The organism is Variovorax ginsengisoli (genome assembly GCF_030486595.1).
In the GTDB taxonomy this organism is placed as follows: domain Bacteria; phylum Pseudomonadota; class Gammaproteobacteria; order Burkholderiales; family Burkholderiaceae_C; genus Variovorax; species Variovorax ginsengisoli_B.
On record NZ_JAUJZH010000002.1, the window covers coordinates 262,145 to 288,184 of the forward strand.

The 26,040-nt window shown below is 69.4% G+C and carries 28 protein-coding genes; 19 read left to right on the top strand and 9 right to left on the bottom strand.

The window, feature by feature from the left end; genetic code table 11:
• Position 1 precedes the first annotated feature (1 nt).
• Complete coding sequence (locus tag QZH52_RS03765) at positions 2–2,371, top strand: penicillin-binding protein 1A (RefSeq protein WP_301804097.1); 2,370 nt, start codon at positions 2–4, stop codon at positions 2,369–2,371.
• A gap of 24 nt (positions 2,372–2,395) precedes the next feature.
• The gene (locus tag QZH52_RS03770; RefSeq protein WP_301804098.1) at positions 2,396–2,995 is read left to right on the top strand and encodes a hypothetical protein; all 600 of its coding nucleotides are present in this window, start codon (positions 2,396–2,398) and stop codon (positions 2,993–2,995) included.
• Here QZH52_RS03770 and creC read toward each other — a convergent pair.
• The 3 genes from creC to QZH52_RS03785 form a co-directional block, all read right to left on the bottom strand.
• Positions 2,989–4,428: a two-component system sensor histidine kinase CreC gene (gene creC / locus QZH52_RS03775; RefSeq protein WP_301804100.1), complete on the bottom strand. Its 1,440-nt coding sequence runs from the start codon at positions 4,426–4,428 to the stop codon at positions 2,989–2,991. The genes QZH52_RS03770 and creC overlap by 7 nt on opposite strands.
• Before the next feature lie 94 nt (positions 4,429–4,522).
• Positions 4,523–5,272, bottom strand: coding sequence for a two-component system response regulator CreB (gene creB, locus QZH52_RS03780; RefSeq protein ID WP_301804102.1), 750 nt, complete (start codon positions 5,270–5,272; stop codon positions 4,523–4,525).
• Between the two features lie 34 nt (positions 5,273–5,306).
• A complete protein-coding gene (locus QZH52_RS03785) occupies positions 5,307–5,501 on the bottom strand; it encodes a heavy-metal-associated domain-containing protein (RefSeq protein ID WP_286510471.1) in 195 nt (64 codons plus the stop codon).
• Between the two features lie 119 nt (positions 5,502–5,620).
• Here QZH52_RS03785 and QZH52_RS03790 point away from each other — a divergent pair, with 119 nt between their 5' ends.
• Together QZH52_RS03790 and QZH52_RS03795 are read left to right on the top strand one after the other, a co-directional pair.
• Entirely contained in the window at positions 5,621–6,310 is a 690-nt protein-coding gene (locus tag QZH52_RS03790) for a response regulator transcription factor (protein WP_301804107.1), read from the top strand.
• Entirely contained in the window at positions 6,307–7,698 is a 1,392-nt protein-coding gene (locus tag QZH52_RS03795) for a sensor histidine kinase (protein ID WP_301804108.1), read from the top strand. Before QZH52_RS03790 ends, QZH52_RS03795 begins: the two co-directional genes overlap by 4 nt.
• Here the strand turns inward: QZH52_RS03795 and QZH52_RS03800 are convergent.
• Positions 7,680–8,783, bottom strand: a complete 1,104-nt coding sequence (locus QZH52_RS03800; RefSeq protein ID WP_301804112.1) for an alkene reductase — start codon at positions 8,781–8,783, stop codon at positions 7,680–7,682. The genes QZH52_RS03795 and QZH52_RS03800 overlap by 19 nt on opposite strands.
• 126 nt (positions 8,784–8,909) lie before the next feature.
• Here QZH52_RS03800 and QZH52_RS03805 point away from each other — a divergent pair, with 126 nt between their 5' ends.
• A complete protein-coding gene (locus QZH52_RS03805) occupies positions 8,910–10,121 on the top strand; it encodes a YbfB/YjiJ family MFS transporter (protein WP_301804114.1) in 1,212 nt (403 codons plus the stop codon).
• Between the two features lie 12 nt (positions 10,122–10,133).
• Here QZH52_RS03805 and gstA read toward each other — a convergent pair whose 3' ends face one another.
• On the bottom strand, positions 10,134–10,742 hold the full coding sequence (gstA, locus tag QZH52_RS03810) for a glutathione transferase GstA (RefSeq protein WP_301804116.1): 609 nt from the start codon (positions 10,740–10,742) through the stop codon (positions 10,134–10,136).
• A gap of 181 nt (positions 10,743–10,923) precedes the next feature.
• Between gstA and QZH52_RS03815 the strand changes: the two genes are divergently transcribed.
• From QZH52_RS03815 to QZH52_RS03855, 9 genes are all read left to right on the top strand, one after another.
• Entirely contained in the window at positions 10,924–11,109 is a 186-nt protein-coding gene (locus QZH52_RS03815; RefSeq protein WP_286510477.1) for a DUF1328 family protein, read from the top strand.
• Between the two features lie 13 nt (positions 11,110–11,122).
• Complete coding sequence (locus QZH52_RS03820; RefSeq protein ID WP_301804120.1) at positions 11,123–12,031, top strand: transglutaminase-like domain-containing protein; 909 nt, start codon at positions 11,123–11,125, stop codon at positions 12,029–12,031.
• A 160-nt stretch (positions 12,032–12,191) separates the two neighbouring features.
• Entirely contained in the window at positions 12,192–14,141 is a 1,950-nt protein-coding gene (gene mnmG, locus QZH52_RS03825) for a tRNA uridine-5-carboxymethylaminomethyl(34) synthesis enzyme MnmG (protein ID WP_301804122.1), read from the top strand.
• Entirely contained in the window at positions 14,138–14,776 is a 639-nt protein-coding gene (gene rsmG, locus QZH52_RS03830; protein ID WP_301804124.1) for a 16S rRNA (guanine(527)-N(7))-methyltransferase RsmG, read from the top strand. The genes mnmG and rsmG overlap by 4 nt, the downstream gene beginning before the upstream one ends.
• A gap of 60 nt (positions 14,777–14,836) precedes the next feature.
• A complete protein-coding gene (locus QZH52_RS03835) occupies positions 14,837–15,451 on the top strand; it encodes a LysE family transporter (protein WP_301804126.1) in 615 nt (204 codons plus the stop codon).
• A gap of 1 nt (position 15,452) precedes the next feature.
• Positions 15,453–16,310, top strand: a complete 858-nt coding sequence (locus QZH52_RS03840) for a ParA family protein (protein ID WP_286529286.1) — start codon at positions 15,453–15,455, stop codon at positions 16,308–16,310.
• Complete coding sequence (locus tag QZH52_RS03845) at positions 16,307–16,849, top strand: RBBP9/YdeN family alpha/beta hydrolase (RefSeq protein ID WP_301804135.1); 543 nt, start codon at positions 16,307–16,309, stop codon at positions 16,847–16,849. Before QZH52_RS03840 ends, QZH52_RS03845 begins: the two co-directional genes overlap by 4 nt.
• A 5-nt stretch (positions 16,850–16,854) precedes the next feature.
• Positions 16,855–17,796 (top strand): ParB/RepB/Spo0J family partition protein, encoded by a 942-nt coding sequence (locus QZH52_RS03850; protein ID WP_301804138.1) that lies wholly within the window; start codon positions 16,855–16,857, stop codon positions 17,794–17,796.
• Between the two features lie 106 nt (positions 17,797–17,902).
• Positions 17,903–18,805 (top strand): CsgG/HfaB family protein, encoded by a 903-nt coding sequence (locus tag QZH52_RS03855; RefSeq protein WP_301804142.1) that lies wholly within the window; start codon positions 17,903–17,905, stop codon positions 18,803–18,805.
• Positions 18,806–18,998: 193 nt separating this feature from the next.
• Here the strand turns inward: QZH52_RS03855 and QZH52_RS03860 are convergent, their stop codons facing one another.
• Positions 18,999–20,423 (bottom strand): FAD-binding oxidoreductase, encoded by a 1,425-nt coding sequence (locus QZH52_RS03860; protein WP_286533157.1) that lies wholly within the window; start codon positions 20,421–20,423, stop codon positions 18,999–19,001.
• Positions 20,424–20,492: 69 nt separating this feature from the next.
• Between QZH52_RS03860 and QZH52_RS03865 the strand changes: the two genes are divergently transcribed.
• The 3 genes from QZH52_RS03865 to QZH52_RS03875 all read left to right on the top strand — a co-directional run bounded on the left by QZH52_RS03865 (position 20,493) and on the right by QZH52_RS03875 (position 21,948).
• Positions 20,493–21,068: a cob(I)yrinic acid a,c-diamide adenosyltransferase gene (locus QZH52_RS03865; RefSeq protein WP_301804148.1), complete on the top strand. Its 576-nt coding sequence runs from the start codon at positions 20,493–20,495 to the stop codon at positions 21,066–21,068.
• 27 nt (positions 21,069–21,095) lie between these two features.
• A complete protein-coding gene (locus QZH52_RS03870; protein ID WP_301804150.1) occupies positions 21,096–21,410 on the top strand; it encodes a hypothetical protein in 315 nt (104 codons plus the stop codon).
• Positions 21,411–21,519: 109 nt separating this feature from the next.
• Positions 21,520–21,948, top strand: coding sequence for an RcnB family protein (locus QZH52_RS03875; protein WP_301804152.1), 429 nt, complete (start codon positions 21,520–21,522; stop codon positions 21,946–21,948).
• A 6-nt stretch (positions 21,949–21,954) separates the two neighbouring features.
• Here the strand turns inward: QZH52_RS03875 and QZH52_RS03880 are convergent, their stop codons facing one another.
• The 3 genes from QZH52_RS03880 to azu form a co-directional block, all read right to left on the bottom strand.
• Complete coding sequence (locus QZH52_RS03880; protein WP_286529301.1) at positions 21,955–22,197, bottom strand: hypothetical protein; 243 nt, start codon at positions 22,195–22,197, stop codon at positions 21,955–21,957.
• Between the two features lie 117 nt (positions 22,198–22,314).
• On the bottom strand, positions 22,315–22,806 hold the full coding sequence (locus QZH52_RS03885) for a phasin family protein (RefSeq protein WP_286529303.1): 492 nt from the start codon (positions 22,804–22,806) through the stop codon (positions 22,315–22,317).
• A 74-nt stretch (positions 22,807–22,880) separates the two neighbouring features.
• Positions 22,881–23,333: an azurin gene (gene azu, locus QZH52_RS03890; protein WP_301804162.1), complete on the bottom strand. Its 453-nt coding sequence runs from the start codon at positions 23,331–23,333 to the stop codon at positions 22,881–22,883.
• Positions 23,334–23,531: 198 nt separating this feature from the next.
• On the opposite strand from azu, the gene QZH52_RS03895 reads away from it, so the two are divergent.
• Together QZH52_RS03895 and ccoS are read left to right on the top strand one after the other, a co-directional pair.
• A complete protein-coding gene (locus tag QZH52_RS03895) occupies positions 23,532–25,841 on the top strand; it encodes a heavy metal translocating P-type ATPase (RefSeq protein ID WP_301804164.1) in 2,310 nt (769 codons plus the stop codon).
• On the top strand, positions 25,841–25,978 hold the full coding sequence (gene ccoS, locus QZH52_RS03900; protein WP_286529309.1) for a cbb3-type cytochrome oxidase assembly protein CcoS: 138 nt from the start codon (positions 25,841–25,843) through the stop codon (positions 25,976–25,978). Before QZH52_RS03895 ends, ccoS begins: the two co-directional genes overlap by 1 nt.
• The last annotated feature ends 62 nt before the right edge of the window (positions 25,979–26,040 follow it).

The following is a 26,040-nucleotide window of genomic DNA, read 5'->3' on the forward strand; positions in this document are numbered from 1 at the left end:
CATGACTTCTCCGTCCGAAACCCCCTCCCGCGCACCCGGCTGGCGCCGTCCGGTCGCCTGGATCGCCGCGCTGTCGGCCGGCACCGTGGTCGTGCTGGCGATCGCCGGCGGCATCGCGGTGGCCACCATCTACCCGCGGCTGCCCGACATCTCCGAGCTGTCGGACTACCAGCCCAAGCAGCCGCTGCGGGTCTATTCGGCCGACGGCGCGCTGATCGGCGAGTTCGGCGAGGAGCGCCGCAACCTGACGCCCTTCGGGCAGATTCCGCAGGTCATGAAGGACGCGGTGCTGGCGGTCGAGGACGCGCGCTTCTACGAACACGGCGGGGTCGACTACAAGGGCTTCGCGCGCGCCGCGCTGGCCAGCCTGCAGGGCGGCCGCAAGCAGGGCGCGTCGACCATCACGATGCAGGTCGCGCGCAACGTCTACCTGAGTTCGGAGCGCACCGTGCAGCGCAAGACCTGGGAGATCCTGCTGGCGCTGCGCATGGAGCGCCAGCTCACGAAGGACCAGATCCTCGAGATCTACCTGAACCAGATCTACCTGGGCAACCGCGCCTACGGCTTCGCGGCTGCCGCCGAGACCTATTTCGGCAAGCCGCTCGCGGACATCACCGTGGCCGAGGCCGCCATGCTGGCCGGCCTGCCGAAGGCGCCGGGCACCAACAACCCGGTGGCGAATCCGCGCCGCGCGCGGGCGCGCCAGCTCTACGTGATCGACCGCATGCAGGAGACCGGCTTCATCAACGCCGCGCAGGCCGATGCGGCGCGCCGCGAACCGCTGCAGCTGCGCGATGCCGCGGACCCGTCGCGGCTGCATGCCGAGTACGTGGCCGAGACCGTGCGCCAGATGATGCATGCGCAGTACGGCGACAGCATCTACACCAGCGGGCTCAAGGTGACGACCTCGCTGGTCGCGGCCGAGCAGCAGGCGGCCTACCGGTCGCTGCGCAAGGGCATCATGGACTACGAGCGGCGCCAGCCCTATCGCGGGCCCGAGGCCTTCATCGACCTTCCCGACGACCCGAAGGCACTCGACGACGCGGTCGACGATGCGCTGGCGGAGCACCCGGACAACGGCGACCTGGTGGCCGCCGTCGTGCTGCAGGCGAGCGCCAGGGAGGTCCGCGCGGTGCGCGCCAACGGCGAGACGCTGCAGATCGCCGGCGAAGGGCTCAGGCCCGCGCAGTCGGGGCTGGCCGACAAGGCGGCGCGCAACATCCGGATCCGGCCGGGCGCGGTGATCCGCGTGGCGCGCACGCCGAAGAACGCCTGGGAGATCACGCAGCTGCCCGAGGTCGAGGGTGCCTTCGTGGCGCTGGACCCGCGCAGCGGCGCGATCCAGGCGCTGGTGGGCGGCTTCGACTACGGCAAGAACAAGTTCAACCACGTGACGCAGGCCTGGCGCCAGCCGGGCTCGAGCTTCAAGCCCTTCATCTATTCGGCCGCGCTCGAGAAGGGCTTCACGCCGGCCACGGTGGTCAACGATGCGCCGCTGTTCTTCGAGGCCGGCGCCGGCGGCACGGCCTGGGAGCCGAAGAACTACGACGGCGGCTACGACGGCCCGATCACCTTGCGGCGCGCGCTGCAGCAGTCGAAGAACCTGGTCACGCTGCGCGTCATGCAGTCGATCGGCGCCGGCTATGCGCAGGACTGGGTCACGCGCTTCGGCTTCGAGCGCGAGAAGCAGCCTGCCAACCTGCCGATGGCGCTGGGTGCCGGCTCGGTGACGCCGATGCAGATGGCGGCCGGCTATGCGGTGTTCGCCAACGGCGGCTTTCGCGTCAATCCCTACCTGGTGACGCGGGTTACCGACGCCCGCGGCAAGATCCTGATGGAGACCGAGCCGCCGGTGCTCGACGAGGCCCGGCGCGCGATCCCCGAGCGCAATGCGTTCATGATGGATTCGCTGCTGCAGAGCGTGGTGAAGGGCGGCACCGCGTCGCGCGCCTACCAGGCGATCCGGCGCGACGACCTGTACGGCAAGACCGGCACCACCAACGATTCGTTCGACACCTGGTTCGCCGGCTTCCAGCCGACCCGCGTGGGCATCGCCTGGGTCGGCTACGACACGCCGCGCCAGCTCGGCGTGCGCGGCGAGACCGGCGGCAGCCTGAGCCTGCCGATCTGGACCGGCTACATGCAGGCGGCGCTCAAGGGCGTGCCGGTGGCTCCGCTGAAGGCGCCCGACGGCGTGCTGCAGGTCGATGGCGAGTGGTACTTCGACGACTACGCGCCGGGGCACGGCGTGGCCAGCCTGGGGCTCGATCCCGCGCTGGCGCCGCTGCCGGCCGAGGACCTGGCGGGCGCGCAGGTGGCGCCGCCGGCAGCGCCGGCGGACCGCAACCGCATCCTCGACTTCTTCAGGTAGCGGCGCCCCCTACACTCGGGGCCGATGGAAACTCTCACCCTGGTGACCCTGATCGTCATCGGCGCCTACCTCGTCAACTCGCAGCAGCAGCGCCGGCGCATCGCGCTGCTGGGCAGCCACCTCGGCCACTACCAGATCGAGAAGCTGATGGAGAACCTCACCGAAGGCTACCTGCGCTGTCTCGGCGAGGACGATCCCGAGCGCCGGGCCCAGATCTGGGGCCTGCTCGACAGCACCGAGGCCAAGCTGTCGGCGCAGTTCGACAGCTTCGCGGCCGAATTCGCGCAGGTCGGCGAGAGCGAGGCACGGGTCAGCAAGCTGCCGCTGCCCTTCGTTGCGCAGCTGTTGCCGGCCGCGGCCTTCGACCTGCGCCAGGCCTTCGCGATCCATGCCCGCGGCATCGCCGGCGTGATGCGCAACGAAGCGCAGCGCTCGCCGAAGGCCAAGGCCTACATGATGTCGGCCGAGCTGTTCCTGATGCAGCACACTTGCCATTGGTATTGCAAGTCGAAGGCGGTGGCCTCGGCGCGGCTGTTGGCGCGCCACAAGACCTCCCACGCGCAGGTGCTCGACGCCGTGAGCCCCGAGACCCGCAAGGCCTACGCGGCGCTCACCGGTCAGTGAAGTGACAGCAGCGGCAGCGTGAGCGTCGCCAGCGCGCCGCCGCGCGGCGCGTTCGCGAGTTCGACCCGGCCGCGATGCAGGGCCGCGATCTCTTTCACGAAGGCCAGCCCGAGCCCGGTGCTCTTCTTCTGGCTGTGGGGCCGGGCGAGCGAGTAGAACTTCTCGAAGACCTTGTCCTTCGCATAGTCCGGAATGCCCGGACCGCGGTCGCGCACGCTCACGATGGCCCGGCGCGAACTGGCTTCCAGCGCCAGCAGCACCTCGGCGCCCGCGGGCGAGAAGTCGATCGCGTTGTCGAGCAGGTTGCTGATCGCGCGGCGCAGCAGGAAGGGGTCGCCTTCGACGCTGGCCTCGGCATGGATCGCGACCTGCACGCGCACCTCGCGCCGCGCGGCCGCGGCCTGGGCACCGGCGGCCACCTCCCGCAGCAGCGGCCCCAGCGCCACCGGCTCGCTGCGGTCCAGCGCGCGCCGGGTCTCGAGCGCGGTGAGCTCCATCATGCGGTCGACGATCTCCTGGATGCGCTGGGTTTCGTGCGCGATGTTGGCGAGGAAGCGCTCGCGCTCGGCCTGCGGCATCGACGGCTCCTGGATCAGCTCGGCGGCGCCGCGGATGGCCGACAGCGGGCTCTTGATCTCGTGGGTGAAGGTCTGCACGTAGTCGGCCACGTAGTTGCGGCCGGTGAAGGCGTCGCGCATCTCGCCGAGGCCGCTGCGCAGCGTGTCGATGGCCCGGCGCAGCATGCGGCCCAGGCTCAGGCTGCGCTGCGCGCGCAGCCAGCCGACGTAGTCCGAGATCAGCCCGAAGGGACGAACCAGCCAGACCGAGACGATGACCGCGCCCACCAGCAGGGCCAGTGCCGAGCCGACGCCCACCCACAGGGTGCGGGCCCGCGCGTCCTCGACGAACTGGCCGAAGCTCTGGACCGGCTTGCCGACGCTGACCACGCCGACGATCTCGTTGCCCCAGCGCACCGGCGCGCCCACGTACATCACCGAGCTCAGAGGATCGTTGGCGATGTCGCGGGTGGTGCGCGCGCCGTAGGTGCCCGCCAGCGAGCGGCTGACGTCGCTCCAGCGCGAGAAGTCGGCGCCCAGGTTGCGGCCCTGCGAATCGAACAGCACCCGGCCGTTGCGGTCGGTCACGTACATCCGCAGTTCCACGTGGCGCTTGTGCAGGTTGTAGATCTGGGCCGAGAACTGGCGCGCATAGACCGAGCGGAACAGGGGCTCGAGCCGCGCGGTGTTGATCGCCCCGGCGATCACGTCCTGCTCGACCAGGCTGGCCATCAGCTGCGAGGCCTCGACCAGCGATTCTTCCGCCGACTCGCGGTAGCGCGGGTCGATGTCGATCACGACGCGGTAGAGCAGGAAGGCGATGCCTGCCGTGTAGATCAGCAGAATGCCGAGAAAGATGCGGGTCCGACTGGTCATGGCACGGCCCCCACGCTCCCCCACTGCGTGTGGGTCGCTGCCCCCCGAGGGGGCCGCAGGCCGCCTTGGGAGCGGCCCGGCGCCGGCCTGGTACTCATGGAGCAGGCGGCAGTTCTTCGTTCAGCGCATAGCCGGTGCCGCGCAAGGTGCGGATCGGGTCGACCTCGGGCGCGATCGCCTTGAGCTTGGCGCGCAGCGTCTTCACGTGCGCATCCACGGTGCGGTCGAAGCTGTCGCTGGCCTCGTCCCAGACCAGTCGCAGCAGGTCGTCGCGGGTGTAGACGCGCCCCGGCCGCTGCACCAGCAGCCGCAGCACGCCGTACTCGTAGCGCGAGAGTTCGAGCAGGCGGCCGTAGTAGCGGATCTGCATGCGTTCGAGGTCGAGCGCGAACGGCGTCGCGGGCGCGGCGGGGGAGGGGGCCGGCGCCGGCGAGGTGGCCGCTGCCGGCACTCCCTGGGCGCCGCGGCCGCTGCGGCGCAGGATGGTCCGCACCCGCGCCACCAGCTCGCGCGGCGAAAAAGGCTTGGCGATGTAGTCGTCGGCGCCGAGTTCGAGGCCGACCACGCGGTCGATTTCGTCGCTGCGTGCGGTCAGGAACAGCATCGGCACCTGCGCCCCACCGGGCAGGGCCTGCAGCCGCTTGAACAGCTCGAAGCCGTTCATGTCGGGCAGTCCGACGTCGAGGATCGCGAGCGCCGGCGGCTCGGCCGTGAACTGCGCGATGGCCTGGGCGGCGGTGGCGCACCAGACCGGGACGAAGCCGTCGGTGCGCAGCACGTACTGCAGGGTGTCGGCGATGCCGGACTCGTCTTCGGCGATCAGGATCCGCGGGTTGGAGAGCATGCGGCGATGGTAGCCGCGCCCCGGTGCTGCCGGCCTACTGCGCCCGGTAGCCGGCGTTCTCGATCGCGACGATGATGTCCTGCCGAGGGTGCTGGCTGACGACGTCGACATGCCCGGTCTCGAGGTCGACCGTGACCTGCGCGCTGGGATCGATCGTCTGGACCGCGTTCTGCACCACGCCGGCGCAGTGGCCGCAACTCATGCCCGTGACCTGGAACTTCTGGCTCATCGTGATGGCTCCTTCATGTGGTTGAAGCGCGAGTTTGAACCTTTCCCCCATGTCAATGTCCAGTGAGGGGGCGCTTCCTGCGGTACAAACAGCAAGTTTTTTCACTTCACTACCCACCCATGCGAATCCTTCTGGTCGAAGACGATGAGGTCCTGCGCGGCGTGATGCTGCGCAGCCTGGGTGATGCGGGCCACCGCGTCGACGTGGCGGCCAACGTCGAGGACGCCGACCACCTGTGGCGGGTGCAGACCTTCGATGCCGTGCTGCTCGACCTGAACCTGCCGGCGACCTCCAGCCCGACCAGCGGCCTCGCGAGCGGCCTGGCGGCCCTGCGCCAGGCGCGGGCCCGCGGCGACCGCACCCCGGTGCTGGTGCTGACCGCCCGCGACCGCACCGACGAACGCATCGCCGGCCTGGACGCCGGTGCCGACGACTACCTCGGCAAGCCCTTCGACCTGGCGGAGGTCGAGGCCCGGCTGCGGGCGCTGGTGCGCCGGGCCCAGGGCACCGACGACATCGCGCTGCTCGGGCAGCTCCGGCTCGACCGGCGGGCGCGCCGCTTCGCCGTCGGGGGCGTGCCGCTGGACCTGCCGGCGCGCGAGTTCGAGGTGCTGTGGGAGCTGATGAGCCCGCCCGGGCGCACGGTCAGCAAGCGCGAGCTGTCCGACAAGCTCTCGACCTTCGACGAATCGCTGGGCGACAACGCGCTCGAGGCCTTCATCTCTCGGCTGCGCAAGAAGCTGGTCGCCAGCGGTGCCGCCATCCGCACGCTGCGCGGCATCGGCTACCTGATGGAAGCCGAGACGTGAGCAGCGGCGCGGCGGCCGCGCCCTCGCTCATCGCGCGGGTGCTGCGTCGCGTGCTGCTGCCGCTGGGCCTGACATGGCTGCTGGGCACCGCGGTGGCGCTGGTCGTCGCCAGCTATTTCGCCGAGCAGGCCTTCGACCGCGCGATGCTGGACGACGCCTATTCGGTGTCGGCCAACGTGCGGGCCGGCGAGCGCGGCGTCGAGCTTCTGCTGTCGCCGCGCGAGATGAACAACCTGCTGTTCGACCAGGCGGAGACGGTCTACTTCGCGGTGCTGCGGCCCGATGGCTCGCTGCTGGCCGGCGACGCCGGCCTCCGTGCGCCGGCGCCGCAGGACGGCGCACGCCACCGCTTCTCGCGCATCGACTACCAGGGCCAGGCGCTGCGGGCGGTGGTGCTCAACCAGGAAGAGCCGCTCGCCTATCGGGTCGTCATCGCGCAGACCACGCGCGGGCGCGCCTCGCTGGTCGAGAAGCTGCTGGCGTATTCGCTGGCGCCTCAACTGGTGCTGCTGGCGCTGCTGGCGGCCTGGATCTGGCGCGGCATCGATCGCGAGCTGCACCCGCTGGGCGACCTGCGGCGCACGCTGGAGCGCCGCGATGCCCATGACCTGGCGCCGGTGCCGGTGGCTCGCAGTTCGCGCGAGCTCGAGCAGCTCGGCGACACGCTCAACGCGCTGTTCGAGCGTCTGGCACGCAGCGCCTCCGCGCAGCGCGAGTTCGCGGGCAATGTCGCGCACGAGCTGCGCACGCCCCTGGCGGGCATCCGTGCGCTGGCCGACTACGGCCTGGCGCAGCGCGATCCGGCGGCCTGGCGCGAACAGCTGCAGCAGATCCTGGCCAGCCAGGTGCGGGCCAGCCACCTGGTCGACCAGCTGCTGGCGCTGGCGCTGGCGGACGAGGGCCATACCCGGCTGCAGCGCGAGCCCCTGCGGCTGGACCAGCTGGGGCAGCAGGCGGTGCTGCGGCACCTGGCGCGCTCCGATGCCCAGGGCGTCGATCTCGGCGGTCTCGGACTCGAGGAAGCGGTCACCGTGGCTGCCAATGCGGCGCTGGTCGAGGGCATCCTCGACAACCTGATCGACAACGCGCTGCGCTACGGCGGCCACACCATCACCGTGGAACTGTCGGGCCGCACGCTAAGCGTGGTCGATGACGGCCCGGGCATCGCGCCCGATGCCCAGCCCGACTTGCTGCAGCGCTGGGCACAGGGGCCGGCGGGCCAGAAACTCGGACAGGGCGCCGGGCTGGGCCTGGCGATCGTGGCCCGCTACGCGAAGCTGCTCGGCGCCGAGCTGAGCTTCGCACGGGCCTCCGACGAGGGAGGCCTGCGCGTCAGCGTGGCTTTCTCCGCCGACGCGCAGGCGGCCGTTCAGGCCAGGGCCGGGTAGTCGGTGTAGCCGGCTTCGCCGCCGCCGTAGAAGGTGTTCTTGTCCCACGGATTCAACGGCGCGCCTTCGCGCAGGCGGCGCACCAGGTCCGGGTTCGAGATGAAGGGCCGGCCGAAGGCGACCAGGTCGTCGCCTTCCTTGAGCGCTTCTTCGGCCAGCGGCTTGTCGTAGCCGTCGTTGACCATCCAGGCGCCCTTGCCGCCGGCCGCGCGGTATGCGGCCTTCAGCGCCTCGTAGTCGAAGGGCCGGTCGTCCAGCTCGCGCGGGCCGCCGGTGGCGCCTTCGATGACGTGGATGTAGGCCAGGTCGAGCGGTGCCAGCTGGCGCACCACGTAGTCGAACAGCGGTTGCGGGTCGGCGTCGTGGACGTCGTTGGCCGGCGTCACCGGCGACAGGCGGATGCCGGTGCGGCCGCCGCCCACCGCGTCGACCACCGCGCGCGTGGCCTCCAGCAGCAGGCGGGCGCGGTTGGGGATGCTGCCGCCGTAGTCGTCGCTTCGCTTGTTGCTGCCGGTCTTCAGGAACTGGTCGAGCAGGTAGCCGTTGGCGCCATGGATCTCGACACCGTCGAAGCCGGCGGTCTCGACCGCGTTGCGCGCCGCGGCGGCATAGGCGTGCACGATGCCGGGGAGTTCGGCCGCATCAAGTGCGCGCGGCTCGGAGGTCTCGACGAAGGTCGGCACGCCGTCCTTGATCAGCACGGTCTTGGTCTTGGCGGTGATCGCGGAGGGGGCGACCGGCTTGCCGTTGTCGGGCTGCAGCTCGGTGTGCGAGACGCGCCCGACGTGCCACAGCTGGACCACGATCTTGCCGCCCTCGGCGTGCACCGCATCGGTCACGCGCTTCCAGGCGTCAAGCTGGTCGGTGCCGTAGAGGCCCGGCACGTCGGCATAGCCCTGGCCTTGCTGGCTGATCGCGGTGGCTTCGGTGATCAGCAGGCCAGCGGAGGCGCGCTGCGCATAGTAGGTGGCGGTGATGTCGCGCGGAACGGCATTGGGTGCCCGGTTGCGCGTCAGCGGCGCCATCACGATGCGGTTGTCGAGCGCCAGATCGCCTGCCTGGACGGGATCGAAGAGAGAGGACATGAACGGAGTGCCTGTTGTTGAAGATGAGGGAAGAGAACGCGCAAGGGTAAACCCCGAATCGCAACCCTGCTGTCGCACGGTTGTCCTGTTGGTGCTAGTCACTGCCGCAGAATGCGCGGATTCCGCATGCCTTCGACGCCCGCCTCGCTCACGCCCGCCCAAGCCCTCCGTCTCGCATTGGCGCTGTCGCTGGGGGCGGCCGTCTCGCTCGGCATCACCCGCTTTTCCTATGGCCTGCTGCTGCCGCCGATGCGCGCGGACCTGGGATGGAGCTATGCGCTGGCCGGCGGCATGAACACCGCCAACGCCGCCGGCTACCTGCTGGGTGCGCTGCTGACGCCGACGTTGATGCGGCGCTTCGGCGCGGTGCGGCTGCTGGTCGGCGGTGCGGTCGCGGCCAGCCTCTTCATGGCGGCCAGCGGCTTCTTCGTTTCGGCGCCGGCGCTCTTGCTGCAGCGCCTGCTGGCCGGCCTGGCCAGCGCCTGGGTGTTCGTCTCCGGCGGCCTGCTGGCGGCCCGGCTCGGCAGCGCGCAGCCGTCGCGCGCGGGTCTGCTGCTGGGGCTCTATTACGGCGGCACCGGCTTCGGCATCACGCTGTCGGCGCTGCTGGTGCCCGCGGTGCTGCAGGTCGCGGCCGGGGCACCGCATGGCTGGGCCTGGGCCTGGTGGGCGCTGGCGCTGGCCAGCGTCGCGGCCACCGCGGTGCTCGCGTTCGCGGTGCGCGCGTTGCCGGGGGAGGGCGCCGTCGTCGCGGCGCCGACGCCGGCGCCCGCGACGGGCCGGCCGGCCTGGCCGATCCGGCGCTTCGGCTGGGCGTTGGCGGGCTATGCGCTGTTCGGTGCCGGCTACATCGGCTACATGACCTTTGTCATCGCGCTGCTGCGCGAGCAGGGCGCGAGCCCCGGCGACATCACGCTGTTCTACGCTTTGCTGGGCGTCGCCTGCGTGGCGTCGGCCCGCCTGTGGGCCGGCCTGCTCGACCGCTTTCGCGGCGGCGGCCCGCAGGCCCTGCTGAACGCCCTGCTGGGGGTGGCGACCCTGCTGCCGGTGCTCAGTCCGGCCTGGCCCCTGACCTTGGTCTCGGGCCTGATGTTCGGTGCCGTCTTCCTGTCGGTGGTGGCGTCGACGACGGCGCTGGTGCGACACAACCTGCCGGCCCCGCAATGGGCGGCCGGCATCAGCGCGTTCACGATCGTCTTCGCGCTCGGCCAGATCGTCGGCCCGACCGTGACCGGCTGGATCTCCGACGGCCGCGGCGGCCTCGCCGGCGGTCTGGTCGCGTCGGCCCTCGCGCTGTGGGCCGGCGCCTTGCTCGCCTGGCGTCAACGGCCCGCTTGAGGCCTCAACAGACTACTTCGCGAGGCCTTCTGCCTTCAATGCTTCCTGGACCGCGGGGCGGGCGGCCACCCGCGCGTGCCAGGCGCTGAGCTTCGGCAGGTCGGCGATTTCGACGCCGGTGGGCTTGGCCCAGTTGGTGACCGCGAACAAGTAGCCGTCGGCGACGCTGAAGGTGTCGCCCATCAGGTAGTCCTTGTCGGCCAACTGGCTGTCGAGCCATTCGTAGCGCGAGCGCAGCTTGGTCTTGGAGATGGCCTTGCCTTCTTCAGGCATGCCCGGATTGAACAGCGGCGAGAAGCTCTTGTGGATCTCGGTGCCGATGAAGGTCAGCCATTCTTGCAGGCGGTAGCGCGACATCGTGCCGTTGGCCGGCGCCAGGTTCTTGGTCGGCACCAGGTCGGCAATGTACTGCAAGATGGCCGGGCCTTCGCGCAGGCGCGTGCCGTCGTCGAGTTCGAGCATCGGCACGTAGCCCAGCGGGTTGATGCCGTAGTAGTCGGTGCCATCCTGCAGCTTGTGGCTCTTGGTGCTGGCGAGCACCGGTTCGAAAGCCAGGCCCGCTTCGCGCAGGGCGATGTGGGGCGACAGCGAGCAGGCGCCCGGCGAGTAGTACAGCTTCATTCGAAAAACTCCAGTGAATAGGCGAAATGCGTTCTTGACGACGCGACAGCGATGCTAAGCGGTTTCACGGGGCGCGTTTTTGTCCTACGGTGCCTTGGGCGCCGCGACTATGGGGCCGTCGCGCGCGGGTTCCTAAGCTTGCGGGCACCGCGACGGGGTCCGTCGTTCAAGGAGTCCACTCATGTTGAAGTACGCCATTGTCTTCGCCGTCATCTCGTTGATCGCCGGTGCCCTGGGGTTCGGCGGCGTGGCGGCCGGCGCGGCCGGCATCGCCAAGGTGCTGTTCGGGCTGTTCCTGGTGCTTGCGGTCGTCTTCCTCGTGCTGGCCGCCCTCGGCGTGGGCGCGGTGAAGAAGGCGCTGGACTGAACGCCTGAACGCCATGCACTTTTCCCACATCGACGCGCTGCTCGAATACGAGGTCGCCGCACCGTCGCACCTGCTGCTCAACATCGAGGCCGCGCGCAGCGGCGCGCAGGCGCTGATCAGCGAAGACCTGGTCATCGAGCCCGCCGTGCCGCTGCAGGCCTTCTGCGACGAAGGCAGCGGCAACCGCTTCGTGCGCTTCGATGCGGCGCCCGGGCCGCTCAGGATCCGCTACAAGGCCCATGTGCGGCGCGTCTGGGCGGAGGTGCCGACCGACCTGGTGGAGGTGCCGGTCAACGAGGTGCCGAACGAGATCCTCCACTACCTCATGCCGAGCCGCTACTGCGAGTCGGACCTGATGTCGCGCTGTGCGCTCCAGCTGTTCGGCGACCTGCCGCCGGGCATCGGGCGCGTGCAGGCGATCGTGGACTGGATCCACGACAGCATCACCTACGAGCCGGGCAGCAGCGACTCGACCACCACGGCGCGCGAGGTCTTCGTCCAACGCGCCGGGGTTTGCCGCGACTTTGCCCACCTCGGCATCACCTTCTGCCGGGCGCTGAACATCCCGGCCCGGCTGGTGGTGGGCTATGTCTGGTTCGACGAGCCGCCGCAGGACTTCCATGCGGTGTTCGAGGCCTGGCTGGGCGGGCAGTGGGTGCTGTTCGATGGCACGCGGATGGCGCCGGTCGACCGGCTGGTGCGCGTCGGCACCGGGCGGGACGCCAAGGATGTGGCCTTTTGCACCCTCTTCGGCCCTGTGAGCATGACGGCCAAGACGCTGAGCGTGCGCGAACTGCAGGATGAGCGCCAGGGTGCGCCGGCCGAGCCGCGCCCGAGCGGTCAGATCGTGGGCATCGAGAAGCCGGTGGCGCTGCCGGCGGACGAGTTGGCGTCGGCGCACGAGGTCAGCGCCATCGACTGAGTCCCTGATGCTATCAAAATGATAGCATCAGATTCAATGCCGATGGCCATCGGCGCCAGGCGTCGGGACGGCCGCCTTGCCCTCACGGCAGCACGGAAGTACTTCGGCGATTAAAATCACGGCCCCTTCCCGAGCGCGCACGCGTGGTGCGCCCCATCCCATGCTGTACCCCGAAGAATTCGATGTGATCGTCGTCGGCGGCGGCCATGCCGGCACCGAAGCCGCGCTGGCCTCCGCCCGCATGGGCGCTCGCACGCTGCTGCTGACCCACAACATCGAGACCCTGGGCCAGATGAGCTGCAACCCCTCGATCGGCGGGATCGGCAAGGGGCATCTCGTGAAGGAGGTCGACGCGCTCGGCGGCGCGATGGGGATCGCGACGGACGAGGGCGGAATCCAGTTCCGGATCCTCAATTCGAGCAAGGGGCCGGCGGTTCGGGCGACCCGGGCGCAGGCCGACCGCATCCTTTACAAGGCGGCGATTCGCCGCCGGCTCGAGAACCAGCCGAATCTGTCGCTGTTCCAGCAGGCGGTCGACGACCTCATGATCGAGGGCGATCGCGTGGTGGGCGCCATCACGCAGGTGGGCATCGCCTTCCGGGCGCGGGCGGTTGTGCTCACGGCGGGCACCTTCCTGGACGGGCGCATCCATGTCGGCCTCGACAACTACCAGGCCGGCCGGGCAGGGGACCCGCCGGCGGTCAGCCTGTCGGCCCGGCTCAAGGAACTCAAGCTGCCCCAGGGACGCCTGAAGACCGGCACGCCGCCGCGGCTCGATGGCCGGACCATCGATTTCTCGAAGTGCACCGAACAGCCCGGGGACGGGATGCCGGGCGGCGCCGGCCCGATGCCGGTGTTCAGCTTCATGGGCCGGGCGGAGATGCATCCGCAGCAGGTGCCTTGCTGGATCACCAACACCAACGCCCGTACCCACGACATCATCCGTTCTGGATTTGATCGCAGCCCGATGTTCACGGGCAAGATCGACGGCATCGGCCCGCGCTATTGCCCGAGCGTGGAGGACAAGATCAACCGATTCGCCGACAAGGAGAGCCACCAGATCTTTCTCGAACCCGAAGGGCTGACCACCCACGAGTTCTACCCCAACGGGATCTCGACCAGCCTGCCGTTCGACATCCAGTACCAGTTGGTGCGCTCGATGGCGGGCCTCGAGAACGCGCACATCCTGCGTCCCGGCTACGCCATCGAATACGACTACTTCGATCCGCGCGAACTCAAGAGCAATTTCGAGACGCGCGCGATCCAGGGCTTGTTCTTCGCCGGGCAGATCAACGGCACGACCGGCTACGAAGAAGCGGCGGCGCAGGGGCTGTTCGCGGGCATCAATGCGGCACTGCAATGCCGGGGCGAAGCCGCGTGGCTGCCGCGGCGCGATGAGGCCTACCTGGGCGTCCTGGTCGACGACCTGATCACCAAGGGCGTGACCGAGCCATATCGCATGTTCACGAGCCGAGCCGAGTTCCGGTTGCAGCTGCGCGAGGACAACGCCGACATGCGCCTGACCGAAGCGGGCCGCAAGCTTGGCCTGGTCGACGATGCGCGCTGGAACGCCTTCTCCCGCAAGCGCGACGTTGTTTCACGTGAAACAGAGCGGCTGCGTTCGATCTGGGTCAATCCGCGGAACCTGCCGGCTGCCGAGTCGGAGCGGGTGCTGGGCAAGGCGATCGACCATGAATACAACCTGGGCGACCTGCTGCGCCGCCCGAACGTCAACTACGCCTCGCTGATGTCGCTGGACGGCGGCAAGTACAGCGCGCCGGAGGCCCCGGGTGCGGTCGAGATCGAGCAGATCGAGATTGCGGCCAAGTATTCGGGCTACATCGACCGCCAGCATGACGAGGTCGAGCGTGCCGCCCATCTCGAGAACCTCAAGCTGCCCGAGACCTTCGATTACGGCCAGGTCAAGGCGCTGAGCTTCGAGGTGCGGCAGAAGCTGGCCAAGCACCGGCCCGAGACGCTGGGCATGGCCTCGCGCATCTCGGGCGTGACGCCGGCCGCCATCTCGCTGCTGATGATCCATCTTCGAAAGGGTGGGCACCAGGCTTTCGCCCGCGACCCGGTCGAAGCAGAAATCCCGGCCGCGGAATGAGCCAGGAGCAACTGCTGCGCGAAGGCTCGGCCGCGCTGGGCCTGGCCCTGACCGACGTTCAGTGCGAGCGCCTCCTGGCCTACGGCGCGCTGATCCTCAAGTGGAACAAGGTCTACAACCTGACCGCGCTCCGCGATCCGGCCACGGTGCTCACGCACCATCTGCTCGACAGCTTGTCGGTGATCGCGCCGCTGCGACGCGAGTGTCCAGACGCCGCGAATTTGCTGGACGTTGGCGCCGGCGCGGGGCTGCCTGGGGCGGTCATCGCCATCCTGCGCGACGACATCCAGGTCACCTGCCTCGATGCCGTGGCCAAGAAGGCGGCCTTTGTCCAGCAGGTGGCGTCGGAGCTGCGGTTGAAGAACCTGCGCGGGTTGCACGCCCGGGTGGAGGTGCTGCAAGGCAGCTACGGGCTGATCAGCTCCCGCGCATTCGCCTCGCTGGCGGATTTTGTCTCGGGCTCGCAACACCTGCTGGCGCCGCAAGGCAAGTGGATGGCCATGAAGGGCAGGGCGCCGGACGACGAAATCGCCCAGCTTCCGGCCAGCTGCGAGGTGTTTCACGTGGAACAACTCACGGTTCCGGGGCTGGACGCCGAGCGTTGCATCGTCTGGATGCGAAAACCCGGCGTCTGACCGACGCTGCGCGCGTCGACCTCGCTTAGACTCGACGCACTCCCCATTGAGGTACTTTGCATGTTCGGCATCGCTGATTACGGCGCGTTCGTCGCGGCCATCGTTCTTTTTCTCGCGATTCCCGGGCCTGGCAACCTCGCGCTGATCACTTCGACGGGCAAGGGCGGCATCCGCGGCGGCTTGGCCGCCACTTTCGGGGTGATCGCGGGCGACCAGGTGCTGATGTGGGCCGCCGTGGCCGGCGTCGCCGCCCTGTTGACCGCCTATCCGGCCGCATTCAGTGCCGTCCAATGGCTCGGCGCCGGCTACCTGGCCTGGTTGGGCCTGAAGATGATCCGGGCCAAGCCCGGCGCGGCCCCGATCCTGAACATCCGGCCCAGGCAGTACTTCCAGCAGGCCGTGACCATTACCTTGCTGAATCCCAAGGCCATCGTCTTCTACATGGCCTTCTTCCCGCTCTTCATCGATCCCAGCCGCCACCAGGGTTTGGCCACCTTCGGGGCGATGGCCGCCACAATCGCTTTCCTGACCCTGATGTACGGCCTGATCGTGACCTTGCTGACCTATTTCCTGGCCGAGCGCCTGCGCGCCAATCCCAAAGTTTCGGGTGCACTGGGCAAGCTGGCGGGCGTTTTCCTGATCGCCTTCGGCTTCAAACTGGCCATTTCCCGCTGACATGGCCAAGATTTTCTGCATTGCGAACCAGAAGGGCGGCGTCGGCAAGACCACGACCACGGTGAACCTGGCGGCCGGCCTGGCCAAGGTGGGGCAGCGGGTCCTGATGATCGACCTCGATCCGCAGGGCAACGCCACCATGGGCTCGGGCGTCGACAAGCGCCAGCTGGAGACCACGGTGTACGACGTCCTGCTCGAATCGGCGTCGGTCGCCGAGGCCCGGGTGCGGTCCGAAGCCTGCGGCTACGACATCCTCGGCGCCAACCGCGAGCTGGCGGGTGCCGAGGTCGAGATGGTGGCGCTTGACCGGCGCGAGAAGCGCCTGCGCACCGCCCTGGCCGCGGTCGGGGCCGAATACGACTACATCCTGATCGATTGCCCGCCGAGCCTCAGCCTGCTCACCCTCAACGGACTGTGTGCTGCCCACGGCGTGATCGTGCCGATGCAGTGCGAGTACTTCGCGCTCGAGGGGCTGACCGACCTGGTCAACACGATCAAGCAGGTGCACGCGAACCTCAACAAGAACCTCCAGATCATCGGCTTGCTGCGGGTGATGTTCGACCCGCGCATCACCCTGCAGCAGCAGGTGAGCGAGCAGCTGAAGGCACATTTCGGGGACAAGGTGTTCGACACCGTGATCCCGCGCAACGTGCGCCTGGCCGAAGCACCGAGCTACGGCCTGCCGGGCGTGGTCTTCGATCCGCCGGCCAAGGGCAGCGTGGCCTTCGTCGCTTTTGCCCAGGAGCTGGTGGACAAGATGCCGCCGGCCAGCGCGATGGCGTCGGAGGCCGCAAGCCCGCCCGTGCCCGCCCCGATGGACGCACCGCCGGTGGCGGTCCAACTGCCGGACAGCCTTTGACCGCCCCCAAGATCCTGCTGCTGCCCGGCTGGCAGAACAGCGACGAGGCCCACTGGCAGAGCCGCTGGGAAGCGCTTCATGGCGACCATCGCGTCGAGCAGCACGACTGGATGCGGCCGCTGCGGGGCGACTGGAGCGCCCGGCTCGAAGAAGAGGTGCTGGCCGCCCCGGGTCCGGTGGTGCTGGTCGCGCACAGCCTGGGCTGCATCCTGGTGGCCGCCTGGGCCGCGCACTCGGGCCATACGGCCAAGGTGCGGGCGGCGCTGCTGGTGGCGCCCGGCGACCTGGAACGCGACGACCTGCGCCAGATGATTCCCGGCTGGGCGCCGATCTTGCGCCAGCCGCTGCCATTTCCTTCGCTGATGATCGCCGGCCAGGACGACCCGTACTGCGAGGCCGCCCGTTCGCGCCAGATGGCGCGCGACTGGGGCGCACGCTTCGTCGATGCCGGCGCCCGCGGCCACATCAACGGCGAATCCGGCCTGGGCGACTGGCCCGAAGGCCGCGCACTGCTGAACGAACTACTGAAAGACAAATGACCTCCATGGCCACCAAAAAACCAAAGGGCCTCGGCCGCGGCCTCGAGGCCCTGCTGGGCCCGACCTTCAACGGTTCGGACACCGCGGTCAACGACGACTCGGTGCTACCGAATCCGACCACCTTGCAGCTCGACCAGATGGTGCCTGGCGTCTACCAGCCCCGCACGCGGATGGACGAGGGCGCGCTCTACGAGCTGGCCGAGAGCATCAAGGCGCAGGGCATCATGCAGCCGATCCTGGTGCGCCGGCTCGACAGCGATGCGGCGCGCGAGAAGAAGGCCGAGTTCGAGATCATCGCCGGCGAGCGGCGCTTCCGTGCCGCCGGGCTGGCCGGCCTGGAAAGCGTGCCGGTGCTGGTTCGCGACGTGCCCGACGAAGCCGCCGCCGCCATGTCGCTGATCGAGAACATCCAGCGCGAAGACCTCAATCCGCTCGAAGAGGCCCAGGGGCTGCAAAGGCTGGTGCAAGAGTTTGGGCTTACTCACGAATCCGCCGCCCAGGCCGTGGGGCGTTCGCGCAGCGCGGCCAGCAACCTGCTGCGCCTGCTCAACCTGGCCGAGCCCGCCCAGGCCATGCTGATGGCCGGCGACATCGACATGGGCCATGCGCGCGCACTGCTGTCGCTCGACAAGGGCACGCAGATCACCGCGGCCAACCAGATCGCGGCCAAGAAGATGTCGGTGCGCGAAGCCGAAGCGCTGGTCAAGAAACTGGCGGCCGAGTTCAGTCTCTCGCCGTCGCCCCGGCGGGGCGCCGCCGAGAAGTCGCGCGACCTGCTGCGGGTCGAGGAGGAGCTGGCCGACCTGCTGGCGGCCGAAGTCGAAGTCCGCATCAAGAAGCGCACCCGCCGCGGCGGCAAGGTGGAGGAGAGCGGCGAACTGGCGATCCACTTCGGCTCGCTCGACGCGCTCAACGGCCTCATCGACCGCATCCGCCAAACGGCCTAGCTCGCCGTCCGGCGTCCCTTGCTTCTGGTTGAATTGATTTCAACCAGTTACCCGTCCTATGCTCCCGCTACAACTTTTAAATCAAAAGTTCTAAGAGGGGAATCACATGGGACAACGCGTATCACCATGGGCCGCCATGGCCGCGGCTGCGATGCTGCTCGCGGGCTGCGAAACCACCGACATGCAGATGGGCAGCCAGAGCGCCAAGACGGTGGCCACCGGCAGCGCTGCGGGCAGTGCCAGCGCCAACACCAGCAGCGCGCTCGAGAAATGCGCCTCGCCGCTGGGCACGGTGTCGCTGATCGAGAACCAGTCGGCCGGCTGGTACACGATCCTGCGCAACGAGTACAAGCTGCCGCCGACGTCCAACCTGCTGCGGCTGCTGATCCAGCAGTCGAACTGCTTCGTGGTGGTCGAGCGCGGCGCGGCCGGCATGAACGCCATGTCGCGCGAGCGCCAGTTGTCGCAATCCGGCGAGATGCGCCAGGGCAGCAACTTCGGCGGCGGCCAGATGGTGGCCTCCGACTACGGCATGTCGCCCGAGATCGTCTTCAGCAACCAGAACGCGGGCGGCATGGGCGGCGCGCTGGGCGGCTTGGTCGGCGGCCGCTACAGCGGCGTGCTGTCCGCGGTCGGCGGCAGCATGCAGACCAAGGAGGCCAGCGCGATGCTGACCTTGATCGACAACCGGTCGGGGGTGCAGGTCGCGGCGTCGGAGGGCAGCGCCTCGAAGACCGACTTCGGCGCCTTCGGCTCGGTGTTCGGCGGCAGCGCCGGCGGCGCGCTGGGCGGCTACACCAACACGGCCCAGGGCAAGGTGATCAGCGCCGCCTTCATGGACGCGTTCAACCAGATGGTCATCTCGCTGCGCAACTACAAGGCGCAGACGGTGCAGGGCCAGGGGCTGGGCGGCGGCGGCCGGCTCGGCGTGGACGGCGCGGCACCGCCATCGCAGACCTCGGCGCCGCAACCTGCGCCGGCTCGCCGCGGGAGCAGCACGCAAAAATAGGGGCAACGCTCAGGGTGAGAAAAACCCCGGTCGCTCTGGCGAGTGGCCGGGGTTTTCATGGGGGCTCTATTTCGAGAAGGGCTGGATCTGAAGAAGGGCTTGATCAGTTGAGGACAGAGCAAAAACTGCTGCGCAGTTTCTTGGTCTGTCCCGCAAGGTCTTCAAGAAGTTTCTTGGTCTGTCCCGCAAGGTCTCACAAGTTGAAGATCTTGCCTGGGTTCATGATGTTCTTCGGGTCGAGCGCGCGCTTGATGGTGCGCATCATGTCGATCGCGCCGGCACCCGCTTCGGTCACCAGGAAGTCCATCTTGTGCAGGCCGACGCCGTGTTCGCCGGTGCAGGTGCCCTCGAGCGCCAGGGCGCGCGAGACCAGCGCATGGTTGAGCTTCTCGGCGGTCACGCGCTCCTCGGGCAGATTGGGGTCGAGCAGGTAGCCGAAGTGGAAGTTGCCGTCGCCGACATGGCCCACCAGGAAGTAGGGGATGCCGCTGGCATCGGCCTCGGCGACCGACTCGAGCAGGCAGTCGGCCAGCCGCGAGATCGGCACGCAGGTGTCGGTCGAGATGACGCGGCAGCCGGGGCGCGACTGCACCGCCGCGAAGTAGCTGTTGTGGCGCGCGGTCCAGAGGCGGGTGCGCTCCTCGGGCGTGCTGGCCCACTCGAAGGCCTTGCCGCCGTGGCCGCTGGCGAGTTCCTGCACCGTCTCGGCCTGTTCCTTGACGCCGGCCGGCGAGCCGTGGAACTCCATCAGCAGCATCGGCTCCTCGCGCAGGCCGAGCTTGGCGTAGGCGTTCACCATGCGCACCGTGTTGACGTCGATCAGCTCGACCCGCGCGATCGGCACGCCGAGCTGGATGATCTCGATGGTGGTGCGCACCGCCGCCTCGATGCTCGGGAACGAGCAGATCGCGGCCGACACTGCCTCGGGCAGCGGATAGATGCGCAAGGTGACTTCGGTGATCACGCCGAGCGTGCCTTCGCTGCCGACGATGAGCCGGGTCAGGTCGTAGCCGGCCGAGGACTTTTTGGCCCGGGTCCCGGTGCGGATCACTTCGCCGCTGGCCGTGACGACCTCGAGCGCCAGCACGTTCTCGCGCATGGTGCCGTAGCGGACCGCGTTGGTGCCGCTGGCGCGGGTGGCCGCCATGCCGCCAATCGAGGCATCGGCGCCCGGGTCGATCGGGAAGAAGAGGCCGGTGCTCTTGATCTCGTCGTTGAGCTGCTTGCGCGTGACGCCGGGCTGCACGGTCACCGTGAGGTCGTCGGCGTTGATCGACAGCACGCGGTTCATGCGGCTGACGTCGATGCTGATGCCGCCCTGCACCGCCAGCAGGTGGCCTTCGAGCGAGGAGCCGACGCCGAACGGGATGACCGGCACGCTGTGCGCGCTGGCCAGCGCGACCGCGTCGGCCACGTCCTGCGTGCTTTCGGCGAAGACCACGGCCGAGGGCGGCGGTGCGTCGAAGGAGGATTCGTCGCGGCCGTGCTGCGTGCGCACCGCCAGCGCGGTCGAGCAGCGCTCGCCGAAGCGGGCCTTCAGCGACTCGATGAGAGCGTCGGGCACCGCGCGCAGCGCGATCTCGGGCGTGAGATGGGAGGGGGCGGTGGGCGCATTCATCGGGGCGGTCTCCTGAAGGGTCTAACATTCTACGAACCGCTTCCTCAACCCGCACCAGAGACCACACCCATGGGCAACCGCCTGACACAGATCGCGACGCGCACCGGCGACGACGGCAGCACCGGCCTCGGCGACAACACCCGCGTCCCCAAGGACCACCTGCGCGTGCACGCGATGGGCGACGTCGACGAGCTCAATTCGCAGATCGGCGTGCTGCTCTGCGAGCCGATGCCGGCCGCGGTGCGCGAATTGCTGGTCGACGTGCAGCACCAGCTGTTCAACCTCGGCGGCGAGCTGTCGATGCCGGGCTACACGCTGCTCAAGGCCGAGGCCCTGTTGCAGCTCGACAATGCGCTGGCCGAGCACAATGCGGCGCTGCCGCGGCTGGCTGAATTCATCCTGCCCGCCGGCACCCGCGCCGCCTCGCTGGCCCATGTCTGCCGCACCGTCGCCCGGCGCGCCGAACGCGCGGTGGTGGCGCTGGGCGCGCAGGAGGAGATCAACGCTGCGCTGCGCCACTACCTCAACCGCCTGAGCGACCTGCTGTTCGTGCTCGCGCGGGTGCTCAACCGGGTCGATGGCGGCGACGACGTCTACTGGAAGAGCGAACGCATGGCGCGCGCCGCGGCCGAACCCCAGGATTGAATGCGAGACGAAAAGGAGATCGAACCCATGTCCCTCACGAGCAAAAGCCGCACATGCACCGCAGGCGCCGCCCTGGCCTTGCTGGGCGCCGTCGCGCTGCTGCCTCTGTCCGCGCAAGGCGCCGAGAGCAAGGTGCTGAACGGCATCGAACGCGGCAGCGACGCCGCGGGCCGCGGCATCGAGCGCGGCGCCCATGCGACCCGGCAAGGCGTCGACCACACGGCCGAGCGCGCCAGCGCGCCGGTGCGCCGCTGGGGCGAGGCCCTGGGCCGCAAGATCACGCCCGCCGGCAGCCACAAGGCGGCCGCGCCGGCCGTCGGGCCTCAAGGCACCGCGCCCTGAATCCGGGCCGGCTTTACCTTGCTTCACGTGGCGCGTACATGCGAGCGCCAGGCGCGACACCTGCGGCTTCCACACTGGACTCCTCATCAACGCAGAAGGAGTTCCGACAATGATCAAGTCCAAGAGCATGGCAGCTGCCGCCGCAGCGCTCGCGATGTGCATGGCGGGAAGCGCCTTCGCGCAGGATTCGCGCTTCGATCGCGGACCCGACCGCAATGACCGCGCGCAGCCCGGCTATCGCGTCGACGCCCGTCCCGACTACCGCCCCGGTCGCGACTACCGCCCCGACCCCCGAGGCGCCTACCGTCCGGGTCCGGACCGATTCGAGCATCGCGCGTATCCGAATCCGCACGCCGAATGGCGCCGCGGCGGGCGCATGCCGAGCGAGTACCGCGGCCGCCAATACGTCGTGAACGACTGGCGCGGGCACCGGCTGCAGCAGCCGCCGCGCGGCTACCAGTGGATGGGAGTGGGTGGCGACTTCGTGCTGGCCGCAGTGGCGACGGGGCTGATCGCCCAGATCGTCATCGGCCAGTGACCGGGCTCAGGCGGTCGGCGTGAGCTGGGCGCAGACATTGCGCCCGGTGATCGTGAGCCGCAGCCCGCCGCCGTGCCATTCGAGCCAGTTGAGCCGCACGTAGGCATCGATGTCGTTGTCGTCGATCCGGTCTGCCTGGTGGTTCTGCAGATGGTCGACCGTGGCGGGCAGGGCCTGCCGCAGCCGCTCGCGCGCTGCGGCCTCGTTGGCGGCCCGTTCCGAAATGCGCGTCTGAGAATTCGATGCCATGCTGGTTCGTTCCAATCGCTGAGGAATCGCACCAATGTACGCTTCCTGCGGCGCCAGTCACGGACCTATTTCTCGATATCGCGCAGGACAATGCAGATCGAGCCCCGCGGGGCGGGATTACTTGCGCGGCTGCAACAGCTTGCTGACCTCGTCGACGTTCGAGCGGATGCGCTCGCGCACCACCTCGAAGGCGTCGGACTGCGACTTGGCCGCCATCTCGGACAGCTCGCGGATGTCGTCCAGCGCCTGCTTGAAGGCCGCCTTGCCCATGGCGTCGAGCTTGGCGAAGCCCTCGCGCGGGTCCTTGCCCGACAGCCCCTTCATGGTCCCTTGCCATTCCTCGATCGAGGTCTTGAGCATCTCGGTCTGGCGCTGCACCACGGCCTGCAGCCCCTCGTAGGACTTCTCGTTGGCCTTGACCAGCGCCTGCAGGTCCTTGCGCCCGCTCTCGACGATCGCCCCCGCGGCGCCCGCCAGCGGCAGGTTCTGCAGTCGCTCGGCCATGCCCTTCAGCGGCTTGACGAAGGCTTCCTGGACGTCGGCCGGCGTGGGGATGCCGGTCGAACGCGTCTTCTTCGCGGCGGTGGTGCTCGACTTGCTGGTGGCCATGTGCGGTGTCTCCGGATTTGAAGGTTGGGGTCGCCACGATACGCCCAGAAGGGCGTTTCATGAAAGCCCTTCGCTCACTTGACCAGCTTGAGCGTGCCCTTCATCAGCGTCGAATGGCCGGGGAAGGAACAGAAGTACGTGTAGCTGCCGTCGGCGGCCAGCTTGGCCGGGGCGAAGCTCACGCTGTCGCTCTCGCCGCCGCCGACGATCTTGGTGTGGGCCAGGACGCGGGCGTCGCCGGCCTTGACGTAGTTCTGGGGCAGGCCGGCGGCGATGCCGTCGGCGGCGACCGCCTGCACGTCGGCGGTCTTGACCAGCACCCAGTTGTGGCCCATGGCCTGCTTGGGCATCTTGCCGCTGTGCTTGAGCTTGACCGTGAACTCCTTGCAGGACTGGCTGACCTCGATGGCGGGCTTGTTGAACTGCATCGCGTCGTTGCCTTCGATCTCGACGGTGCAGTCGGCGGCGAGGGCGGGGACGGAGGCGAAGGCCAGCACGGCGAGGGCGGCGAGACGGGTGCGAAACATGGGGAAGGTTCTCCAGAAAAAAGGATGGCGCGCGCAATGGTGCGCCAAGCCCATTGTGATGACTCGCCGCCGAGGTCGCGTGACCTGGATCAAGGACGCGCGACAAGCGCTTGCCGATACCGCGCGGCGCAACAGGCCGCGGCGACGGCCTTTGATCCAGGTCAAGTCGCGCCGCGCCGCGATCGTTAGCCTCGGGGCATGGAAGCCGTGCTCTCCCTCGCTCCTGGCTTGCCTGCCGCTTCGCAGCCGGCCTGGTCGCTGCTGGACGATCCGGCGGAATGGCCGGGATTCGGGCGTGCGCTGGAGCCCGGTGATGCCGCGGCGCGCTGGGAGTCGCAGGTCGCGGTCGAGGGCATGCACTGCGCGGCCTGCGCGTTCACGGTCGAGGCGGCGCTGATGCAGGTGCCGGGCGTGGTCTCCGCCGAGGTCAATGCGGCCAGCCGGCGCGCCCGGGTGGTCTGGTCGCCCGCCAAGGTCAAGCCATCGCGCTGGTTCGAGGCTTGCGCCGCCGCCGGCTACCGGCTGGTGCCGGCCGGCGACATGCTGGCGAGTGCGCGGCGCGCGCGCGAGTCGCGGGTGGCGCTCTGGCGCTGGCTGGTGGCCGGCTTCTGCATGATGCAGGTCATGATGTACGCCTACCCGGCTTACATCGCCCGGCCCGGCGACATGTCGCCCGATGCAGCACAGCTGCTGCGCTGGGCCTCGTGGGTGCTCACCTTGCCGGTCGTGCTGTTCTGCTGCACCCCCTTCTTTCGCAGCGCCTGGCGCGACCTGCGGCAGCGCCGCATCGGCATGGACCTGCCGGTGGCGCTCGGCATGGCAATCACCTTCATCGTCAGCACCGCGGCCACCTTCGATCCCGAGGGGCCGCTGGGCCACGAACTCTATTTCGATTCGCTGACCATGTTCGTGTTCTTCCTGCTGACCGGCCGCTGGCTCGAGTCGCGGCTGCGCGACCGCACCGCCGGGGCGCTCGATGCCCTGATGAACCGGCTGCCCGACAGCGTGCTGCGGCGCCGCGCCGACGGCGAGTTCGAGCGCGTCGCGGTGCGGCGGCTGGCGGTCGGCGACATGCTGCGCGTGCTGCCCGGCGAGGCGTTCCCGGCCGATGGCCGGGTGGTTGCGGGCGACACCTCGGCCGACGAGGCGCTGATCACCGGCGAGTCGCGGCCGGTCGCGCGTCCTTGCGGTGCCCGGGTGCTGGCCGGCAGCCACAACGTCGGCGCGGTGGTCGAGGTGCGGGTCGAGGCGCTCGGGCCCGACACTCGGTTCGCCCAGATCGTCGCCCTGATGGAGAACGCCTCGCTGCAGAAGCCGCGGCTCGCGCGCCTGGCCGATCGCGCGGCACGGCCCTTCCTGCTCGCGGTGCTGGCGGCCGCGGCGGGGGCCGCCGCCTGGTGGTGGCAGGTGGACCCGGGCAAGGCCTTGATGGTCGCGGTGGCGGTGTTGATCGTGACCTGCCCCTGCGCGCTGTCGCTGGCCACGCCAGCCGCGATGCTGGCGAGCGCCGGCACGCTGGCGCGCGGCGGGGTGCTGGTGCGCAACCTGCAGGCGCTGGAATCGCTGGCCGCGGTCGACACGGTGGTGTTCGACAAGACCGGCACCCTGACCCGCGACACGCCGCGGCTGGACCGGGTTTACAGCCGCCAGGGCGTGCGGCCAGGCGATGCTGTGGAGCTCGCGGCCGCGCTGGCGGCGCAATCCCTGCACCCGGCGTCGCGCGCGCTGGTGCAGGCCTGGAACGACCAGCACCGGCTGGCGCCGGACTGGGTCCCGGTGCAGCTCGCCGAGCATGCCGGAGAGGGCCTGGAGGGCACGCTGAAGCGCCGCGGCGGCGGTGCCGGGCGGCGCCTGCGCCTTGGCTCGGCCGCGTTCTGCGGCGTCGCGCCGCTGGCCGTGCAGGCGGCACAGGTCCATCTCAGCGACGACCAGGGCTGGGTCGCGAGCTTCGTGCTGGCAGAAGACCTGCGCGAAGACGCCGCGGCCACCGTGTCGGCGCTGGAGGCGCAGGGCCAGGCGGTGTGGCTGCTGTCGGGCGACAGCGGCGCCGCGGCGCGCGAGGTGGGGCAGCGCGCCGGCATCGCGCTGGTGCTCGGCGACTGCACGCCCGAAGACAAGCTGGCCCGCATGAAGGACCTGCAGGCCCAGGGCCGCGCGGTCGCGATGGTGGGCGACGGACTCAACGACGGGCCGGTGCTCGCGCATGCGCATGCCTCGTTCGCGTTCGGTCGCGCAGTGCCACTGGCGCGCGCCAACGCCGACTTCGTGGTCCTCGGCGATTCGCTCGATGTCATTCCCGGCGCCATCGCGCAGGCGCGTCGCACCCTGCGCGTGGTGCGGCAGAACCTCTGGTGGGCGGCCGGCTACAACGCGGTCTGCGTGCCGCTGGCGATCGCCGGCTGGCTGCCGCCGTGGCTCGCGGGGCTGGGCATGGCCGCGAGCTCGCTGGCCGTGGTGCTGAATGCGGCGCGGCTGGCCGGGCGGCCGCTGCGTGCCGGGACCGCCTGATGGACATCCTGTTCCTGCTGATCCCGTTCTCGGTGGTGCTGGTGCTGATCATCCTCGCCGGCCTCTGGTGGGCGGTGGACCGTGGCCAATTCGACGACGTCGAGGGCGAAGGCGAGCGCATTCTGCGCAACGATTGATTTGCATCAAGCCGGCCGGAAGTCCGCAACCGGACACTGGGCCCGTTCCACACAACAAGGCT

Bases quoted from the DNA above. Each gene is read 5' to 3' on its own strand.
- ccoS (WP_286529309.1), top strand. From the start codon at position 25,841: ATGGACATCCTGTTCCTGCTGATCCCGTTCTCGGTGGTGCTGGTGCTG.
- QZH52_RS03835 (WP_301804126.1), top strand. From the start codon at position 14,837: ATGTTCGGCATCGCTGATTACGGCGCGTTCGTCGCGGCCATCGTTCTT.
- QZH52_RS03885 (WP_286529303.1), bottom strand. From the start codon at position 22,806: ATGGCCACCAGCAAGTCGAGCACCACCGCCGCGAAGAAGACGCGTTCG.
- rsmG (WP_301804124.1), top strand. From the start codon at position 14,138: ATGAGCCAGGAGCAACTGCTGCGCGAAGGCTCGGCCGCGCTGGGCCTG.
- azu (WP_301804162.1), bottom strand. From the start codon at position 23,333: ATGTTTCGCACCCGTCTCGCCGCCCTCGCCGTGCTGGCCTTCGCCTCC.
- QZH52_RS03865 (WP_301804148.1), top strand. From the start codon at position 20,493: ATGGGCAACCGCCTGACACAGATCGCGACGCGCACCGGCGACGACGGC.
- QZH52_RS03815 (WP_286510477.1), top strand. From the start codon at position 10,924: ATGTTGAAGTACGCCATTGTCTTCGCCGTCATCTCGTTGATCGCCGGT.
- QZH52_RS03870 (WP_301804150.1), top strand. From the start codon at position 21,096: ATGTCCCTCACGAGCAAAAGCCGCACATGCACCGCAGGCGCCGCCCTG.
- gstA (WP_301804116.1), bottom strand. From the start codon at position 10,742: ATGAAGCTGTACTACTCGCCGGGCGCCTGCTCGCTGTCGCCCCACATC.
- QZH52_RS03850 (WP_301804138.1), top strand. From the start codon at position 16,855: ATGGCCACCAAAAAACCAAAGGGCCTCGGCCGCGGCCTCGAGGCCCTG.
- QZH52_RS03805 (WP_301804114.1), top strand. From the start codon at position 8,910: ATGCCTTCGACGCCCGCCTCGCTCACGCCCGCCCAAGCCCTCCGTCTC.
- QZH52_RS03840 (WP_286529286.1), top strand. From the start codon at position 15,453: ATGGCCAAGATTTTCTGCATTGCGAACCAGAAGGGCGGCGTCGGCAAG.
- QZH52_RS03820 (WP_301804120.1), top strand. From the start codon at position 11,123: ATGCACTTTTCCCACATCGACGCGCTGCTCGAATACGAGGTCGCCGCA.
- QZH52_RS03770 (WP_301804098.1), top strand. From the start codon at position 2,396: ATGGAAACTCTCACCCTGGTGACCCTGATCGTCATCGGCGCCTACCTC.
- mnmG (WP_301804122.1), top strand. From the start codon at position 12,192: ATGCTGTACCCCGAAGAATTCGATGTGATCGTCGTCGGCGGCGGCCAT.
- QZH52_RS03860 (WP_286533157.1), bottom strand. From the start codon at position 20,423: ATGAATGCGCCCACCGCCCCCTCCCATCTCACGCCCGAGATCGCGCTG.
- QZH52_RS03800 (WP_301804112.1), bottom strand. From the start codon at position 8,783: ATGTCCTCTCTCTTCGATCCCGTCCAGGCAGGCGATCTGGCGCTCGAC.
- QZH52_RS03875 (WP_301804152.1), top strand. From the start codon at position 21,520: ATGATCAAGTCCAAGAGCATGGCAGCTGCCGCCGCAGCGCTCGCGATG.
- QZH52_RS03785 (WP_286510471.1), bottom strand. From the start codon at position 5,501: ATGAGCCAGAAGTTCCAGGTCACGGGCATGAGTTGCGGCCACTGCGCC.
- creB (WP_301804102.1), bottom strand. From the start codon at position 5,272: ATGCTCTCCAACCCGCGGATCCTGATCGCCGAAGACGAGTCCGGCATC.
- QZH52_RS03790 (WP_301804107.1), top strand. From the start codon at position 5,621: ATGCGAATCCTTCTGGTCGAAGACGATGAGGTCCTGCGCGGCGTGATG.
- QZH52_RS03765 (WP_301804097.1), top strand. From the start codon at position 2: ATGACTTCTCCGTCCGAAACCCCCTCCCGCGCACCCGGCTGGCGCCGT.
- QZH52_RS03880 (WP_286529301.1), bottom strand. From the start codon at position 22,197: ATGGCATCGAATTCTCAGACGCGCATTTCGGAACGGGCCGCCAACGAG.
- QZH52_RS03895 (WP_301804164.1), top strand. From the start codon at position 23,532: ATGGAAGCCGTGCTCTCCCTCGCTCCTGGCTTGCCTGCCGCTTCGCAG.
- QZH52_RS03855 (WP_301804142.1), top strand. From the start codon at position 17,903: ATGGGACAACGCGTATCACCATGGGCCGCCATGGCCGCGGCTGCGATG.
- creC (WP_301804100.1), bottom strand. From the start codon at position 4,428: ATGACCAGTCGGACCCGCATCTTTCTCGGCATTCTGCTGATCTACACG.